A 16,181-nucleotide genomic window follows, 5' to 3' on the forward strand; every position below is an offset into this window, starting at 1 on the left:
GCGGGTGCGGTCACAGATGGGCGCTGTCGCGTTACTTTACTCCAGCGGTAGTCGGCAAAGGGACGAATAGCAGGTACTTGCGATCCTCGGATATTGGTTTGATCGTGTCCCCGAACTGCTTGACGAAGGCATCATATTGATCCCTGGCTACCAGAACACCGTCGCCGGGTTTGAGCCAGGCTGCCAAGGCGGTCGGCGTCTGCAGGCGTGTTATCTTGCCTTGCGTATAGAATTCGGCGGAAAAGCTGCGTGCTTCAAGAATGGCTAGACGGCCAGGCCCCGGATAGTCAGCTATCAGGCGCGCTTCCGTAGGAATGAACGAGCGATCCAGACCAAGAAACGAGACAGCCGTTAAGCTTGCAAAGATCAGAAGAACTTCGGCGAGACCGAGCTTGAGCCATCCTGCACCGGTAGAGCTAGTCCGGGTCCATACGATAACGGCAAGCAGCGCTGCTGCGGGTATGCCGGGCAGAACATAGGCGAGAAGAATGTTCGCGGCCAGCGTAAAGAATACCAACGGTGTCAGCGCGAACAGAAGCAGATAGAGGTGAAGGCCGCTGCCATCCGGCGTATAGGTCTTTCGCAGCCGCCACAAAAGGATGGGTAGCAGGGGGCTCCATGGCAATGCTGCGACGATCCAGAACAGCCAGATCGATCCTCGGGCGTGCTCACGGCCTGCGCCATAGAGATCGCCTGTCCAGCCGGGCTGTAGGAAACGCTGGATATGCTCACCGATCAGGAAATAGTGAAGAAATCCGGGTGTGGCCATTTCTGCTGCGACATACCAGGGTATGACCAGTATGGCGCATAACAGGATGCCACCGATCCACGGCAGACGGGCAACGTCCTTCCAGTTGCCGCGCCAAAACATCCAGACTGTGATCGGGGTCATCGACAGGACGACTGCGACAGGCCCCTTGGCCAGCAGCCCGACGGCCAGTCCCAGAAAGAAAAGCCAGGCCCAGCGACGACTTCCTGCCAGACCGTTGTAAAATCCGGCCATGCAGGCGGTGACGCCGAGCGTCAGGACCATATCGGTCTGGACAAACGCGGCAGACACAAAGAACAGGCCCGAACTTGCAGCAACCAGCACGGCAATGGCAGCTGTGCTGCGGTCGGTGAGCGTGCAGGCCCATCGCCACAGGATGAGCAATGTTGCTAGGGTTGCCAGCAATATTCCCAGTCGCGCCGCAAAAGGAGTTGCACCAAAGACCGCGATTCCTGCTGCCGACAGCCATGTGTGCAGTGGCGGTTTGGCCCAGAACGGCACACCGTAGTCAAATTGCGGCGTAATCCAATTGCCAGTCTCGACCATCTTGCGGGCGATCTCGGCATAACGTGCTTCAGTGGGGTCAGTCAGAGGAACCCAGATCATGGCCAGAAGCCGTATAAAAAGCAGCAGAAACAGGCCCCAGAGAATAGAACGGCTCTTCGTCATTTTATCGCACTTTCCAGCAGGATTTGGGCTTCTACGGCACGGCTGCGGGCAGCATGTCCGGCACATTGCATCTGATCGGTCTCGTCACCGGGATGAAGCATGGTCAGACAGTCCGGCTTCGCTTGGGAGAGGAGGCGGGGAAGCCAGCGTTGCACGCTCTTAGGATCACCGAGGCGGAGAAAGCCTGAGAAATCGCTATTTGTTTTCAGCCCCGCTTTGGCAAAGGCGGATCGTGCCCTTGCCGCAAGCGCCATAATGACCAGTACCTTGATGCCGCCGGCACGAACATTAAGCCATCGCCCGGCCCATGTGGCAGGCAGAGGCACGCGGATCCATGTTTCTGCCTTGCAGGGTAGACGCCTCACAAGAGGTACTATTGCCGGAAAGCAATGACAGTGCTGATGGCCGTCGTAATAGTCGGGCAGACTGCCGAAGAGATCGACGAATGCAGCTACCTGCCGGGACAGGGAGGCGTTGATTTCATCCAGCATCCGCGCGTTCAACCGAGGCTGCATGAGAGCAGACAATGGCCATACGGTATAGTTTCCCGGAATTGCCTGTGTGAGGTTGAGGTGCAGTCCGACTTTCGCGCCGCCAGCGCGCAGCGTTCGCAAGCGAGCGACATCTTCAGGCATCATTGCATCGCCTGTCATCACTGAGGTGCCGTCCAACGTTTCAGTTTCGAGCAGAGACAGGATCACCTGATCATGTTTGCGGCCCAAACCGAAATCATCCGCGATCCGCATGGTCGCTTTCCTTGCGGATGACATCCTCAGCCAGAATGTAAATCGGACGCTTCTTGGACTCCAGTACGGATTTACCGATATATTCGCCCAGGAGCCCAAGAAACATTAGCTGCACGCCGCCAAAGAAAGTGATCAGGACCAGGATTGAAACGACCCCGACCGGAACGGTCGGGAACAGGAAATGCTGGGCAACGATATAGCTGCCGTACAGGAGACTGATCGTCGCGATGGCAGTGCCGACAAGCGCCATCAGGCGCAGAGGCGTGGTCGAGAAACTGGTAATCGCGCCGAGCGACATCAACAACAACCGGAGGGGATTGTAACTGCTTGCACCGCGTACCCGTGGAGGCGGGTCAAGAGGGATTCCTGTCTGACGAAAACCCACCCAGCCGTAGAGACCTTTCATGAAGCGGTCAGTTTCGGGCAAACTGCGCAGGGCATTCATAAAGGGACGATTGATCAGCCGGAAATCTCCAGCCCCTGGCGGTATCTTATATCGAAGGTCCCGATTGATGACCCAGAAGAACATGTGCGATAGCGCAGCCTTCATAGGTCCTTCCGAAGCGCGGCGATTGGCCTTGTAGGCATAGACGCTGTCGACGCCTTCCGTTTGCCAGATACGCACGAAATCGGCAATCATTTCGGGTGGATGCTGCAGGTCGGCATCCATCAATACCGCTGCATCCGCGTCAAGGGCTGCATCTATCCCGGCAGAAAGTGCTGCTTCCTTGCCAAAATTACGTGAGAAGCGAAGCAGCCGTGCTGGACGGTCGCCGAAATCGTGTGCTTTCAACAGGGTAAAACTGGTGTCACCGCTACCGTCATCGATAAAGATGAATTCCACGGCAAGTCCAAACTCGGAAGCTATTCTGTCAGCGATCAGATGAAGTCTTCCGAGCAAGTCCGGTAATCCTTCCGCCTCGTTATAGACGGGAATGATAATGCAAAGGGTCTTGGCGCTCATGACGGTTTCTTTGCGAAAATGATAACAGTTGAAATGAGAAAATTAATAATCGAAACAAAAGCCAACCCGATGAATAACGCAACAGCGAGCGGTAAGCCAGTATACAGGCCGCCCTGCAGGACGATCGCTCTCAAAAAAAAGATCAGGCAGGTCCAACCCATAAAGAGGATGTAGCGCCGAAACAGGTTTCCGGTTGTGCCGCGGTATGTGATGCGGACGTGGAAGAAAAACACCGTTGATCCGCTGATGATCATGGCAATTGCCAGCGCGACAGCTGGATACAAATCCAGGTAGTGGCTCGCAAACAGGGTCACGGCATAATCAATGACGGCTCCCATCGCGGAACCGCTGGCAAAAAGAGGAAAACGTTTCAGCATCTTGCAAGCCGATTTTTGTACGGTCCCGTCATTCTTCCTGAAACCTATTAAAGTTGCCTGTGCATCGCTGAATGAATTCCGGCTATAGGTTTGACGTTCGATAGCAGGCCCGCATCGCGTCGTGGACGAGTAGAAGCAAAAGAGGGCAAAACTAAGCTGGGCGGATTCGACTCCGCAGGATAATTTTCACGCATGACATCTGTCTGGTCCCTTATGTCGGATGCGCCATTTCGACGCTCGATCCATCCAATTTCTGAACCCGATAAGTGCCATAAGACTGGAACTGAGATCGAGGTTCTGTCCCAGCTAAAAGACATTGTGCAATATCCGCCGAACCATCTATGGATAGCGGCGGGGGAGAGATTATGACGAGTCGGCGATTTGCATTGCCGATATAAAGCTTCCCCTTTTTGCAGTCGGCTGAACCGGAGATCAATTCCGGAGCGAGCCAGGATGAAATGGGAGGAACTGGAATGCGCGTTTTAAAGCGTATCGCTGTGGCAGCGTCGATGATGGGGATCGCGGCCACGGCAGGTGGTTTGGCAATTGGCGCAGCAAGCGCCGAAGAACCGCTGAAGCTCGTAATCGGAACGGAAGGCGCTTATCCGCCGTTCAATTTCATCAACCCTGATGGTTCCCTGTCAGGCTTCGATGTGGATATCGCACGAGCGCTTTGCGAAGAGATGAAGGCCGAGTGCACGTTCATTACCCAGGAATGGGATGGCACTATTCCGGCACTTCAGGCCGGAAAATTCGACGCTTATGTTTCCTCCATGTCGATCACGGATGAGCGCAAGAAGCAGGTCGATTTCTCCAACAAATATTACAACACGCCGCCCGGCATCGCAGCTCCGAAGGATACCGATATCAAGGGCGTGACCAAGGAAGATCTTGCCGGCAAGACAATTGGTGTTCAGGTGTCCACGACGCACGCCAACTATGCCGAGCACGCCTTTACCGAAAGCACCATCAAGGCCTACCCGACTGCCGAGGAATACCGGCTCGACATGGCCAATGGCCGCCTCGACGCCGTCAATGACGACAGCGTGACGCTGAGCGAGTGGCTGAAGACACCGGATGGCGCCTGCTGCAAGATGGTCGGCACCTATCCGTCTGACGACAATATTCATGGTGTTGGCGTCGGCGTTGCCTTGAAGAAGGGCCGTCCTGAACTGGTCGAAAAGTTCAACAATGCCATCAAGGCAATCCGCGCTAACGGCAAGTACAAGGAAGTCAACGACAAGTACTTTGATTTCGACGCCTACGGTGCTGAAAACTGACCCTGACAGGAGTGCCGGTGAGTACAGCGCATTCAGCAACGCCGCCCAATTCGGGCGGCGTCGTTTTAGAAAGTGTGTGAAGGCGGCGCTGACACAGGTGCATGATCCGAATAATTCGGCAGAGAATGTGTGGCCTCAAGTCAGGCGAAGTTGGTTATCGACATAGTTACGGGATATTTGTTGGCGTTGAAGATTTCCCTTCCTGCCGCGAAAATATTTGATCTTTCGGCGCAAGGGAGATCAAAATGTCTCGAATACTGTGTCTGATGGTTTTCAGTTTCTCGCTTGTTAGTGCTTCTTCAAATTATCAGGGAAAAATGCCGATAATGTCTTATGCCGCGTCAAAGGGCTGTATTTGCGACAAGAATCGCCAGCCTGTCTCGGCATGTCTGGACATCTGTCAGTGGACGAACTGAGGATAGGCTGAACGGGCAAAGGAGTTCCAATGCGTCCCGAAAATCTCGTCATTCGCGCGGTGGAAGCGGCAGACGCCGAAGGCCTCACCCGTTTGCAAAACATGCCGGGATTTCGTTTCGGTACTTTACGCACGCCGTTTCAGCGCCTTGAAACAACGAAGAAGTGGCTGGAGTCGCTCGGACCGGACTCAACGATTATCGTCGCGACAATCAACGGAGAGATTGTAGGAAATGCCGGCTTGCTCCGCCGTGCAGGAAGGCGGAGCCACAGTGCGGGGGTCATCATGGGCATCGATGACCGGCATGTGGGGAAGGGTATCGGCACGGCACTTTTGACAGAGCTGATCGACATTGCCGACAACTGGCTCGATCTGAAACGGCTTGAACTCACCGTTTACGTCGACAACGCCTCCGCGATCCACCTTTATGAAAAGTTCGGGTTTGTCCCGGAAGGCATTCGCAGGAAAGATGCTTTCCGAGCCGGAGAATTCGTCGACTCGCTGGCAATGGCCAGGCTTAACTTCTGACGCATTTCGCCTGGAATCATCGCACTGCCGCAATTGCGGCCCAGTCAGTGGGGCGTTTATCGTAGGCGCCGCCGGTCCAGCATTCGATTTCGATATGGGACCAGTGGCCGTTGTTGGTCCAATATTCCCGAAGTTCGTTGGCCGATAGATAGTTGTAATAGCGGCCAAGCGCGTCATAACCTTCCGCCGTCCCGGTCTTGAAGCTTGCCCACACGATGCCGCCTTTTGCCAATGCACTGTGAACGCGTTCGACGACAGGGCCGAGTTCGCTTCTCGGCACATGCGTCAGCGACGCGCAGGCATAAATGCCGTCATATTCCTCGACGGTGGAAAGTTCATCGAACATCATGGTTCGGACATGTTGTCCCAGTCGCCTGGAAGCGATTGCCGCCAGTTCGGTGGAGCCATCGGTTGCATCGAGCTGAAATCCCGCATCCAGAATTGCGCGTGCATCAGTCCCGGAACCGGTTCCCAATTCGAGAATGCGGCCGCCCGGCTTGCAACGCTTCAGGAAATCGAACAGCTTCGGGTTCGGTAGGTCGCCGCCAGCGGCATAGTCGGTGGCGTTTGAATTATAGAATCCGAGCGTGTTGCCCTGCATGTCCGTGCTCCTGCGCGCCTGCTTCCTGACCGGTTCGAAATCGAGCCGTGCTCTTATGAGCGACATCGCCTTACATTGAAAGCCCCAAGGGCAGTGAACCGGCTTTGGCGGCTCCCTTTAGCTCCTCACCAACAGCGCACAGAATAACGTTGCATTTTCGCCACAATGCGTTGCATAGATGCAACGCTATTGGGTAACATGGTTAATATGAAAACGGCGAATCTGACGGCGGACATGAACGGCGAGAAACAATCATCGCAAAGCGGCGAGGGGCGCAGGCTTCTGGCCCTTCCGGGCATTATCACCGTCATTTCGGCGCTTGTCACCGCTTCGATTTCCTTTGCGATCCTGATCGGCATTACACCGATCACGCCGGACCGGACTGTCACGCTGGCTTTGGTCATCATCAATGTCGCGCTGATTCTGTTCCTCATCCTGCTGATCTGCCGCGAAGTTTACCGCATCGTGATGGCCCGGCGGCTCGGAAAGGCCGCTTCGCGTCTACATGTGCGTATTGTGGCGCTGTTTTCCCTGATCGCGGCAGTCCCCGCGATCGTGGTTGCGATCGTTGCGTCGGTCACGCTCAATCTCGGACTGGACCGCTGGTTCGATACCAATACGCGCGACATTGTCAGCTCCTCGCAGAGCCTGACCACCGCCTATATCCGCGAAACCGCGCTCAACCTGCAAAGCACATCCTATTCGATGCTGCAGGATCTCGATGCGCAACGCACCATGTACAGCCTCGACCGGGGCGGGTTCATTCAATTGATGACGCTGCAGACGCGGGGTCGCGGCCTGCTCGGTGCGTTTCTGGTGCGCGAAAATGGCAATACCGTCGTTAAAAGCGAAACCGGCGTTGAAAATCGCCTGCCGCCGCCAACAGAGGATGCATTGAAGACGGCGCTGGATGGCAAGCCGGTCATCATTCCCCCGGGAAACAGTAATTTCGTCGGCGCGATCATAAAGATGCGTGAAATAGAGGATGTTTATCTCTATACGGTTCGCGCAGTCGATCCGCAGATTCTTGACGCCATGCGCCTGATGGAAGCCAACACCCAGCGCTATCAGGAAATGGACGCCAACCGCATTCCGACGCAGATCGCCTTCGCGCTGCTCTATTTCGGCCTGACGCTGATCGTGCTGCTTTCGGCCATCTGGACAGGCATTGCCGTTGCCGACCGGCTGGTGCGTCCGATCCGGCTCTTGATCGGCGCGTCCGACGATGTGGCGGCGGGCAACCTCGACGTCTCGGTGCCGGTGCGGACCTCCGATGGCGATGTCGGCGCATTGTCGGGCACTTTCAACAACATGGTGGCGGAACTTAAGAGCCAGCGTAATGAGCTGATTTCCGCCAAGGACCAGATCGATGAGCGCCGCCGCTTCTCCGAAGCCGTGCTTTCGGGCGTGACGGCCGGCGTCATCGGCATCGAAACGGATGGCTGCATCTCCATTCTGAACCGTTCCGCCGAGCATATGTTCGGCGTCACCTCGGAAGATGCCGTGGGCAAGAATCTCACCGGCATCGCGCCGGAGATCGGTCAGGCTTTCGAGGTCGCCCGGTCGACGGGACGCGCCGTGCATCGTGAGCAGGTCAGCATGACCCGTGGCGGCGTGGCGCGCACCTTCAACGTGCAGGTGACCGTCGAGGATACGGAATCCGAAGACCATTCCTACGTGGTGACAGTGGATGACATCACCGATCTCGTGCAGGCGCAGCGCTCGTCCGCCTGGGCGGACGTCGCGCGCCGCATCGCGCACGAGATCAAGAACCCGCTCACGCCGATTCAGCTTTCCGCAGAACGCATTCGCCGCCGTTACGGCAAGGTGATCACCGAGGATCGCGAGGTCTTCGACCAGTGCACGGATACGATCATCCGTCAGGTTGGCGACATCGGGCGCATGGTCGATGAATTCTCTGCCTTTGCCCGTATGCCGAAGCCGGAAATGCGGCTTATGGATATGCGCGAGGCATTGCGCGAAGCGTCCTTCCTGGTCGAAGTCAGCCGCAGCGATATTCAGTTTCAGAACGATTTCGGCACCGAGAAGCTGGTGGGGTCCTTTGACAGCCGACTGATCGGGCAGGCTTTCGGCAATGTCATCAAGAATGCCAGCGAGGCCATCGACGGACTTCCAAAGGAAGATCGCGCCAGGGAAGGCGAAGGAGGGCATATCCTCATCCGTTCCTATCAGGCCGACGGGCAACTGGTTGTCGATGTCATCGACAATGGCAAGGGCCTGCCGGGCGACGACCGCCAGAAGCTGCTCGAACCCTATATGACGACGCGGGAAAAGGGCACCGGCCTTGGCCTCGCGATTGTCCGCAAGATCGTCGAGGATCATGGCGGGCATCTGGAATTGCATGACGCGCCTTCGGATTTCCACGGAGGACGGGGCGCGATGATACGTATGGTCTTTCCGCAAGCGCCTGCCACCGAGGCGAGCGTGAACACGGAAAATGACGAAAAGAACATAGCTGGACAGGTGATTTGATATGGCTGCCGATATTCTTGTAGTTGATGACGAAGCGGATATCCGGGAACTTGTTGCAGGCATTCTGAGCGATGAAGGCCACGAAACCCGCACGGCTTTCGACGCGGACAGCGCGCTCGCCGCGATTAACGATCGCGTTCCCCGGCTGGTTTTTCTGGACATCTGGCTGCAGGGAAGCCGGCTCGACGGTCTGGCACTGCTCGATGAAATCAAGAAGCAGCATCCCCAGCTGCCGGTCGTGATGATTTCCGGTCATGGCAATATTGAAACGGCGGTTTCTGCGATCCGTCGCGGGGCCTATGACTTCATCGAGAAGCCGTTCAAGGCGGACCGCCTGATTCTCGTTGCGGAACGGGCGCTTGAAACCTCCAAGCTGAAGCGCGAAGTTTCGAACCTGCGCAAGCGCAGCGGCGACCATCTGGAATTGATCGGCACATCGCTGGCGATGAACCAGCTGCGCCAGACCATCGAACGTGTGGCGCCCACCAACAGCCGCATCATGATCACCGGTCCGTCAGGTGCCGGCAAGGAACTCGCCGCGCGCGCCATCCATGCGCAGTCGAGCCGCGCCAACGGACCGTTTGTGACGGTCAATGCGGCGACCATCACCCCGGAGCGCATGGAAATCGAGCTTTTCGGCACCGAGATGGATGGCGGCGAGCGCAAGGTCGGCGCTTTGGAAGAAGCCCATGGCGGCATTCTCTATCTGGACGAAGTCGCGGACATGCCGCGCGAGACGCAGAACAAGATTTTGCGTGTCCTTGTGGACCAGCAGTTCGAGCGCGTCGGCGGCACCAAGCGCGTGAAAGTGGATGTGCGAATCATCTCATCCACGGCGCAGAACCTCGAAGGCATGATTGCGGAAGGCACGTTCCGCGAAGACCTGTTTCACCGGCTTTCGGTGGTGCCTGTGCAGGTGCCGCCGCTTGCCGCAAGGCGCGAGGACATCCCCTCGCTCGTCGATTATTTCATGAAGCAGATCGCCGAACAGGCGGGCATCAAGCCGCGCAAGATCGGGTCCGACGCCATGGCGGTTTTGCAGGCGCATAGCTGGCCGGGCAATCTTCGCCAGCTTCGCAACAATGTCGAACGCCTGATGATTCTGGCGCGTGGCGACGATCCGGAAGCGCCGGTGACGGCCGACCTTCTGCCTGCTGAAATCGGCGACACGCTGCCGCGCGCACCGACGGAATCCGACCAGCACATCATGGCGCTTCCGCTGCGCGAGGCGCGCGAGCGTTTCGAGAAGGAATATCTGATCGCCCAGATCAACCGTTTCGGCGGCAATATTTCGCGCACGGCAGAGTTCGTTGGCATGGAGCGTTCGGCGCTGCATCGCAAATTGAAATCGCTCGGCGTATGATGAAAGCAATGTTCGGGCGCACGGAGCGGTCATGCGGGTAATCGTTTGCGGAGCAGGGCAGGTCGGATACGGCATCGCCGAGCGGCTTGCCGCCGAGGAAAACGACGTCTCCGTTATCGACACATCGGCACGCCATATCGAGATCGTGCGCGACACGCTCGATGTGCGCGGATTCGTCGGACATGGTTCGCAGCCCGACGTGCTTGCCGCCGCAGGCGCCGACGAAGCGGACATGATCATTGCCGTCACATTGTCCGACGAGGTCAATATGGTGGCCTGTCAGGTGGCGCATTCGGTCTTCAACGTGCCCACCAAGATCGCCCGCATCCGCGCCCAGTCCTATCTCAAGGCCGAGTATCAGGACTTGTTCCTGCGCGAAAATCTGCCGATCGACGTGATTATCTCGCCGGAGCTGGAAGTGGGCGAGGTGGTCCTGCGGCGTATCGCCTTGCAGGGCGCAATGGACGTGCTGCGCTTTGCCGACGACAAGATCATCGGCCTTGCCATCGAATGTCTTGAGGAATGCCCGGTCATCAATACGCCGCTGAAGCAGCTGACGGACCTGTTTCCCGATCTTGCAGCCACCGTTGTCGGTGTGGTGCGCAATGACAGCCTTTTCATCCCCCGTTCTTCGGACGAACTGAATGCGGGCGATCTGGCCTATGTCGTGACGACACGCGAACAGGTCCGGCGCACGCTCTCCCTGTTCGGGCATGAGAAACCGGAAGCCAGCCGCATCGTTATCGCGGGTGGCGGCAATATCGGTCTGTACGTGGCCAAGGCCATCGAGGACCGCAAATGGCATACGCGCGTCAAGATGATTGAAAGCGAGCATGACCGTGCTTTCACGATTGCCGATCAGCTGAAGCGCACCATGGTGCTGCACGGCAGCGCGCTCGACCAGAATCTGCTTCAGGAAGCCGATATTCAGGATGCCGACCTGATGGTCGCGCTCACCAACCAGGATCAGGTCAATATCCTGTCGAGCATCATGGCAAAACGGCTGGGCTGCAAGTCCAACATGGCGCTGCTCAATACGGTTGCCTATCAGGACTTCACCCATATGGTGGGGATCGATGCCTATATAAATCCGAAGGCCGTCACGATCTCGAAAATCCTCCAGCATGTCCGGCGGGGCCGCATCCGCGCGGTCTATAGCGTTTACCGCGACATGGCCGAACTAATCGAAGCCGAAGCACTGGAAACCTCCTCGCTGGTTGGCGCGCCCTTGCGTGACCTCGACTTGCCGGAAGGTTTGCGAATCGGTGCGATCTATCGTGACGGGCAGGTAATCCGCCCCAATGGCGATGTGCGGATCAAGCCCAAGGATCGCGTCGTCATTTTCGCAACATCCGACGCCGTAAAACACGTAGAGCAGATGTTCCGCGTCAGTCTCGAATTCTTCTGATGACGGCCCGGGGACGGGGAGCTTGGCATCAGATTTGAAGTCCCGGTATCATCTGCCCTGTTAGAATTTGCCGCGAGGCTAATGAAATTGACGGTTGCACAAAGATTCCCATCCTGTTAACCGAAGCTGAATAGCGAAGCAGTTGTCTTTCCACAGCAATTGCAGTCGGGTACCGGTTTTGCACGCACCGGCGCTTGATTTATGTGCATGCGCGTGTTCGTTTAACACATCGCGAGCTGGCTGCTGATCGATTAAAGGAATAAAAACAATGGCTGAACGATCGCAAAATCTACAAGACCTTTTTCTGAATTCTGTACGCAAGCAGAAAATTTCGCTGACGATTTTCCTTATCAATGGCGTGAAACTGACCGGCATTGTGACGTCTTTCGATAATTTCTGCGTGCTTCTGCGTCGTGACGGTCATTCGCAGCTTGTCTACAAGCATGCGATTTCGACGATCATGCCAAGCCAGCCTGTGCAGATGTTCGAAGGCGAAGAAGCCTGACGCTTTCCGAATACCATTGGAGCGCAATGGCTTAGGTTGTTCGCTCCAGTTTTTGTTTCTGCGGATGATAACCGGACACGCACTGCCTGTCCGGTTCGTCATGTTTGAACGATCCGGGGCGTCTTTCATTTGAAACAGCTTTAGCGGTGACTTATCTGCACCCGTAGATAACACGTTTCCGTGTCCCCGGAGTGAACATTGTCCAAATTCAAGGATAAGAAGCCGTCGTCTGCCGATCCTGACAAGGGCTTCGAACTTTCAGAGCCAGAGCCCACAAGGGCAGCCGTCATCGTTCCCGTCCTGCCGGAGCGGTATAATGCAGGCACTGCTGCCGAGGAAGGCGCGCGTCCGCAGTTCCAGCGTTCGAACGAGGCGCGGCTTGAAGAAGCCATAGGGCTTGCCCGGGCGATTGCGCTCGATATCGAACATGCCGAAATCGCCATTGTCGCCAATCCCCGTCCGGCGACCCTTCTGGGCGTGGGCAAGGTCGAGTCCATTGCCGAAACCGTCAAGGAAAAGGCCATCGGACTGGTCATCGTGGATCATGCATTGACGCCGGTGCAGCAGCGCAATCTCGAAAAGGAATGGAACGTCAAGGTCATCGACCGTACGGGTCTCATTCTTGAAATTTTCGGTGAGCGCGCACGCACCAAGGAAGGTGCGTTGCAGGTGGAACTGGCGCATCTGAATTATCAGAAGGGCCGTCTGGTCAGAAGCTGGACCCACCTTGAACGCCAGCGCGGCGGTGGCGGGTTCCTCGGCGGTCCGGGCGAAACCCAGATCGAAGCCGACCGCCGCTTGCTGCAGGAAAAGATTCTGAAGATCAAGCGCGAGCTTGAAACAGTGGTGCGCACCCGCACGCTGCATCGCCAGAAGCGGCGCAAGGTGCCGCATCCGATTGTTGCGCTCGTAGGCTATACGAATGCCGGAAAGTCCACGCTTTTCAACCGTATGACGGGGGCGGAAGTGCTGGCCGAAGATATGCTCTTCGCCACGCTTGATCCGACATTGCGCCGCATTCGCCTTCCGCATGGCGAAACGGTTATTCTCTCGGACACAGTGGGTTTTATCTCGAACCTGCCGCACCATCTGGTCGCTGCATTTCGCGCCACACTCGAAGAAGTGGTCGAGGCCGATCTGATCCTGCATGTCCGCGATATTTCCGATCCAGACAATGCGGCGCAGGCCGAAGACGTGGAGAGCATTCTGGCGGGACTAGGCATTGAACCGCAGGACCGCAAGCGCGTCGTCGAAATCTGGAACAAGATCGACAATCTTGATGAAAGCGGGCGTGAGGCCGCTCTGCGCCTTGCTGCTGCCGGCAGCGAGGAGGGACGTCCCATCCCGCTTTCGGCCATTACCGGTGAAGGCGTTGACAGGTTGCTTTCGCTGATCGAAACCCGGATAGCGGGTTCGCTCGGCTCGGTCGATGTCGTGCTCTCCCCGTTCGAGCTTCATCTGCTCGACTGGATTTACCAGCATGGCAGCAATGTCGAGCGCGAGAATCTGGAGGACGGCTCCGTTCGCATCAAGGCCCGGCTGACGGAAGTCGCCCGCAAAACATTCGATGAGAAGCGCGGTATTCGGCCCGAAAAAACGGATTCAGACTGGGAGTAGCCGCCACTTGCGGAACAGGGGCGCAACGCCCTATGTATGGGACTCCTAACGATTCAAAACTATTCACTTCGCCATAAATATATCCAGAGGCCCATAATGAGAGATCCGATCGAAACCGTCATGAACCTCGTCCCGATGGTGGTTGAGCAGACCAACCGTGGCGAACGGGCCTATGATATTTTCTCGCGCCTTCTGAAGGAGCGCATCATCTTCGTGAACGGACCGGTTGAAGACGGAATGTCGATGCTGGTTTGCGCGCAGCTTCTCTTTCTCGAAGCGGAAAACCCGAAGAAAGAGATCAACATGTACATCAATTCGCCCGGCGGCGTCGTGACGTCCGGCATGGCGATCTATGATACGATGCAGTTCATCCGCCCGCCGGTATCCACGCTTTGCATGGGGCAGGCTGCTTCGATGGGTTCGCTCCTTCTGACGGCTGGCGCAACCGGCCAGCGTTATGCGCTGCCGAATGCACGCATCATGGTGCACCAGCCATCGGGCGGTTTCCAGGGGCAGGCGTCGGACATTGAGCGCCATGCGCAGGACATCATCAAGATGAAGCGCCGCCTGAACGAGATTTATGTCAAGCATACGGGCCGCGATTACGAAACGATCGAACGCACGCTTGATCGCGACCATTTCATGACCGCGCAGGAAGCGCTCGAGTTCGGCCTGATCGATAAGGTCGTCGAAGCGCGCGACGTCGGCGCGGACGAATCGAAGTAAGGCCGGAATCTCCGGCTCGCACCTGTTTTTAGCGCCCTTTGCCACAAAAGGGGCCCAATTCTTGCACCTACGTGATGGTTAACGCGCCGCGTTAAGCATCTGTTGGGGTTCGGGGCGCTAAACTTGGTCAGATTATGCTGAATCTTTGCCGGGAACTTATTTTTCATTTGTTCGGCGGTGCAGCTTCTGCAAAAGTCGCCAAATGGCTCCTTCGGTCGGGGAGCCATACGGTGACGAATCCTGAGACTGTTGGCCCTTGATGACAGGTCCAAAACTATAGGCAGCGCGTATCTGCTGCTGTTGTGACCGGCGGGAGGTGCGTTTCTCCTCCTGCACTGGGTCCGAACCGGAAGAAACGATCGATCCGAACGCCCAAGGTTCGTTTCGATCAACTGAAAGGAAACTGCAATGAGCAAAGTCAGCAATAGCGGCGGCGATTCCAAGAATACGCTTTATTGCTCGTTCTGCGGCAAAAGCCAGCATGAAGTGCGCAAGCTGATTGCAGGCCCGACCGTTTTCATCTGCGACGAGTGCGTCGAACTCTGCATGGACATCATCCGCGAGGAAAACAAATCCTCGATGGTGAAGTCGCGCGAGGGCGTGCCCACGCCGCAGGAAATCATGGCCGTTCTTGACGATTACGTCATCGGTCAGAAGGATGCCAAGCGCGTTCTGTCGGTTGCGGTACACAATCACTACAAGCGTCTCGCCCATCAGTCGAAGAACAACGACATCGAACTTGCGAAGTCGAACATTCTGCTCGTGGGTCCCACGGGCTGCGGCAAGACCTATCTTGCCCAGACGCTCGCCCGCATCATCGATGTGCCGTTCACCATGGCCGATGCGACGACGCTGACGGAAGCCGGCTATGTCGGTGAAGATGTCGAGAACATCATCCTGAAGCTGCTTCAGGCTGCCGATTACAACGTGGAACGCGCACAGCGCGGCATCGTCTATATCGACGAAGTCGACAAGATCAGCCGCAAGTCGGATAACCCGTCCATCACGCGCGACGTGTCGGGCGAGGGCGTCCAGCAGGCGCTTCTGAAGATCATGGAAGGCACCGTCGCTTCCGTGCCGCCGCAAGGTGGCCGCAAGCATCCGCAGCAGGAATTCCTGCAGGTGGACACGACGAACATCCTCTTCATCTGCGGCGGCGCTTTTGCCGGTCTGGACAAGATCATCTCCGCACGCGGCGAAAAGACCTCCATCGGCTTCGGCGCGACCGTCAAGTCGGTCGATGAACGCCGCATCGGCGACGTCTTCAAGGAACTGGAGCCGGAAGATCTTCTGAAATTCGGTCTCATTCCGGAATTCGTCGGTCGTCTGCCGGTGATCGCGACACTCGAAGACCTCGATGTCGATGCTCTGGTGCAGATTCTGACCGAGCCGAAGAACGCGCTCGTGAAGCAGTATCAGCGCCTGTTCGACATGGAAAATGTCGAGCTGAGCTTCCACGACGACGCCCTGCGGGCGATTGCCAACAAGGCGGTCGAGCGCAAGACGGGTGCTCGCGGCCTGCGTTCGATCATGGAAAAGATCCTGCTCGACACGATGTTCGAGCTTCCGACGCTGGAAGGTGTGCAGGAAGTGGTTATTTCCGGCGATGTGGTGGATGGCAGCGCTCGTCCGCTCTATATCTATGCCGAGCGGCAGGACGAAAAAGGTAATGTTTCCGCCTGAGCGGAAAAATGACCGATAAAAAGGCCGCGCAAGCGGC

Annotated in this window: 14 protein-coding genes and 1 pseudogene; 10 read left to right on the forward strand and 5 right to left on the reverse strand. The window is 56.9% G+C overall.

Annotation, left to right across the window (positions count from 1 at the left end):
- Nucleotides 1–31: 31 nt before the first annotated feature.
- The 4 genes from J9800_RS06380 to J9800_RS06395 are packed head-to-tail and all read right to left on the reverse strand — an operon-like array spanning nt 32 to nt 3,525.
- Complete coding sequence (locus tag J9800_RS06380; protein ID WP_114215427.1) at nt 32–1,438, reverse strand: ArnT family glycosyltransferase; 1,407 nt, start codon at nt 1,436–1,438, stop codon at nt 32–34.
- The gene (locus J9800_RS06385) at nt 1,435–2,184 is read right to left on the reverse strand and encodes a ChbG/HpnK family deacetylase (protein WP_114215426.1); all 750 of its coding nucleotides are present in this window, start codon (nt 2,182–2,184) and stop codon (nt 1,435–1,437) included. Before J9800_RS06385 ends, J9800_RS06380 begins: the two co-directional genes overlap by 4 nt.
- Entirely contained in the window at nt 2,168–3,148 is a 981-nt protein-coding gene (locus tag J9800_RS06390; RefSeq protein ID WP_114215425.1) for a glycosyltransferase family 2 protein, read from the reverse strand. The genes J9800_RS06385 and J9800_RS06390 overlap by 17 nt, the downstream gene beginning before the upstream one ends.
- Nucleotides 3,145–3,525: a GtrA family protein gene (locus J9800_RS06395; RefSeq protein ID WP_112588220.1), complete on the reverse strand. Its 381-nt coding sequence runs from the start codon at nt 3,523–3,525 to the stop codon at nt 3,145–3,147. Before J9800_RS06395 ends, J9800_RS06390 begins: the two co-directional genes overlap by 4 nt.
- 473 nt (nt 3,526–3,998) lie before the next feature.
- Between J9800_RS06395 and J9800_RS06400 the strand changes: the two genes are divergently transcribed.
- Nucleotides 3,999–4,805 (forward strand): ABC transporter substrate-binding protein, encoded by an 807-nt coding sequence (locus J9800_RS06400; RefSeq protein WP_286167475.1) that lies wholly within the window; start codon nt 3,999–4,001, stop codon nt 4,803–4,805.
- A 445-nt stretch (nt 4,806–5,250) separates the two neighbouring features.
- Nucleotides 5,251–5,748: a GNAT family N-acetyltransferase gene (locus J9800_RS06405; protein WP_114215424.1), complete on the forward strand. Its 498-nt coding sequence runs from the start codon at nt 5,251–5,253 to the stop codon at nt 5,746–5,748.
- Between the two features lie 16 nt (nt 5,749–5,764).
- On the opposite strand, the gene J9800_RS06410 is transcribed toward J9800_RS06405, so the two are convergent.
- A complete protein-coding gene (locus J9800_RS06410) occupies nt 5,765–6,349 on the reverse strand; it encodes a class I SAM-dependent methyltransferase (protein ID WP_114215423.1) in 585 nt (194 codons plus the stop codon).
- Between the two features lie 165 nt (nt 6,350–6,514).
- On the opposite strand from J9800_RS06410, the gene J9800_RS06415 reads away from it, so the two are divergent.
- The 8 genes and pseudogenes from J9800_RS06415 (at nt 6,515) to clpX (ending at nt 16,144) form a co-directional block, all read left to right on the forward strand.
- Nucleotides 6,515–8,842 (forward strand): sensor histidine kinase NtrY-like, encoded by a 2,328-nt coding sequence (locus J9800_RS06415; protein WP_112588226.1) that lies wholly within the window; start codon nt 6,515–6,517, stop codon nt 8,840–8,842.
- 1 nt (nt 8,843) lies between these two features.
- A complete protein-coding gene (gene ntrX / locus J9800_RS06420; protein WP_114215422.1) occupies nt 8,844–10,205 on the forward strand; it encodes a nitrogen assimilation response regulator NtrX in 1,362 nt (453 codons plus the stop codon).
- A 31-nt stretch (nt 10,206–10,236) separates the two neighbouring features.
- Nucleotides 10,237–11,613: a Trk system potassium transporter TrkA gene (gene trkA, locus J9800_RS06425; protein ID WP_114215421.1), complete on the forward strand. Its 1,377-nt coding sequence runs from the start codon at nt 10,237–10,239 to the stop codon at nt 11,611–11,613.
- A gap of 47 nt (nt 11,614–11,660) precedes the next feature.
- Nucleotides 11,661–11,876: pseudogene (locus tag J9800_RS22180) on the forward strand (hypothetical protein).
- Between the two features lie 5 nt (nt 11,877–11,881).
- The gene (hfq, locus tag J9800_RS06430) at nt 11,882–12,118 is read left to right on the forward strand and encodes an RNA chaperone Hfq (protein WP_002964239.1); all 237 of its coding nucleotides are present in this window, start codon (nt 11,882–11,884) and stop codon (nt 12,116–12,118) included.
- Between the two features lie 198 nt (nt 12,119–12,316).
- Entirely contained in the window at nt 12,317–13,735 is a 1,419-nt protein-coding gene (gene hflX / locus J9800_RS06435) for a GTPase HflX (protein WP_114215420.1), read from the forward strand.
- A gap of 96 nt (nt 13,736–13,831) precedes the next feature.
- A complete protein-coding gene (gene clpP, locus J9800_RS06440) occupies nt 13,832–14,461 on the forward strand; it encodes an ATP-dependent Clp endopeptidase proteolytic subunit ClpP (RefSeq protein WP_112588234.1) in 630 nt (209 codons plus the stop codon).
- A 408-nt stretch (nt 14,462–14,869) separates the two neighbouring features.
- Nucleotides 14,870–16,144, forward strand: coding sequence for an ATP-dependent Clp protease ATP-binding subunit ClpX (gene clpX / locus J9800_RS06445; protein WP_112588236.1), 1,275 nt, complete (start codon nt 14,870–14,872; stop codon nt 16,142–16,144).
- The last annotated feature ends 37 nt before the right edge of the window (nt 16,145–16,181 follow it).

It is taken from the genome of Ochrobactrum sp. AP1BH01-1 (assembly GCF_018066705.1).
GTDB lineage: Bacteria > Pseudomonadota > Alphaproteobacteria > Rhizobiales > Rhizobiaceae > Brucella.

Coding starts and splice junctions, on each gene's coding strand:
- trkA (WP_114215421.1), top strand. CDS start 10,237: ATGCGGGTAATCGTTTGCGGAGCAGGGCAGGTCGGATACGGCATCGCC.
- J9800_RS06380 (WP_114215427.1), bottom strand. CDS start 1,438: ATGACGAAGAGCCGTTCTATTCTCTGGGGCCTGTTTCTGCTGCTTTTT.
- J9800_RS06410 (WP_114215423.1), bottom strand. CDS start 6,349: ATGCAGGGCAACACGCTCGGATTCTATAATTCAAACGCCACCGACTAT.
- hfq (WP_002964239.1), top strand. CDS start 11,882: ATGGCTGAACGATCGCAAAATCTACAAGACCTTTTTCTGAATTCTGTA.
- J9800_RS06390 (WP_114215425.1), bottom strand. CDS start 3,148: ATGAGCGCCAAGACCCTTTGCATTATCATTCCCGTCTATAACGAGGCG.
- ntrX (WP_114215422.1), top strand. CDS start 8,844: ATGGCTGCCGATATTCTTGTAGTTGATGACGAAGCGGATATCCGGGAA.
- clpX (WP_112588236.1), top strand. CDS start 14,870: ATGAGCAAAGTCAGCAATAGCGGCGGCGATTCCAAGAATACGCTTTAT.
- J9800_RS06405 (WP_114215424.1), top strand. CDS start 5,251: ATGCGTCCCGAAAATCTCGTCATTCGCGCGGTGGAAGCGGCAGACGCC.
- clpP (WP_112588234.1), top strand. CDS start 13,832: ATGAGAGATCCGATCGAAACCGTCATGAACCTCGTCCCGATGGTGGTT.
- J9800_RS06395 (WP_112588220.1), bottom strand. CDS start 3,525: ATGCTGAAACGTTTTCCTCTTTTTGCCAGCGGTTCCGCGATGGGAGCC.
- J9800_RS06415 (WP_112588226.1), top strand. CDS start 6,515: ATGCGTTGCATAGATGCAACGCTATTGGGTAACATGGTTAATATGAAA.
- J9800_RS06400 (WP_286167475.1), top strand. CDS start 3,999: ATGCGCGTTTTAAAGCGTATCGCTGTGGCAGCGTCGATGATGGGGATC.
- J9800_RS06385 (WP_114215426.1), bottom strand. CDS start 2,184: ATGCGGATCGCGGATGATTTCGGTTTGGGCCGCAAACATGATCAGGTG.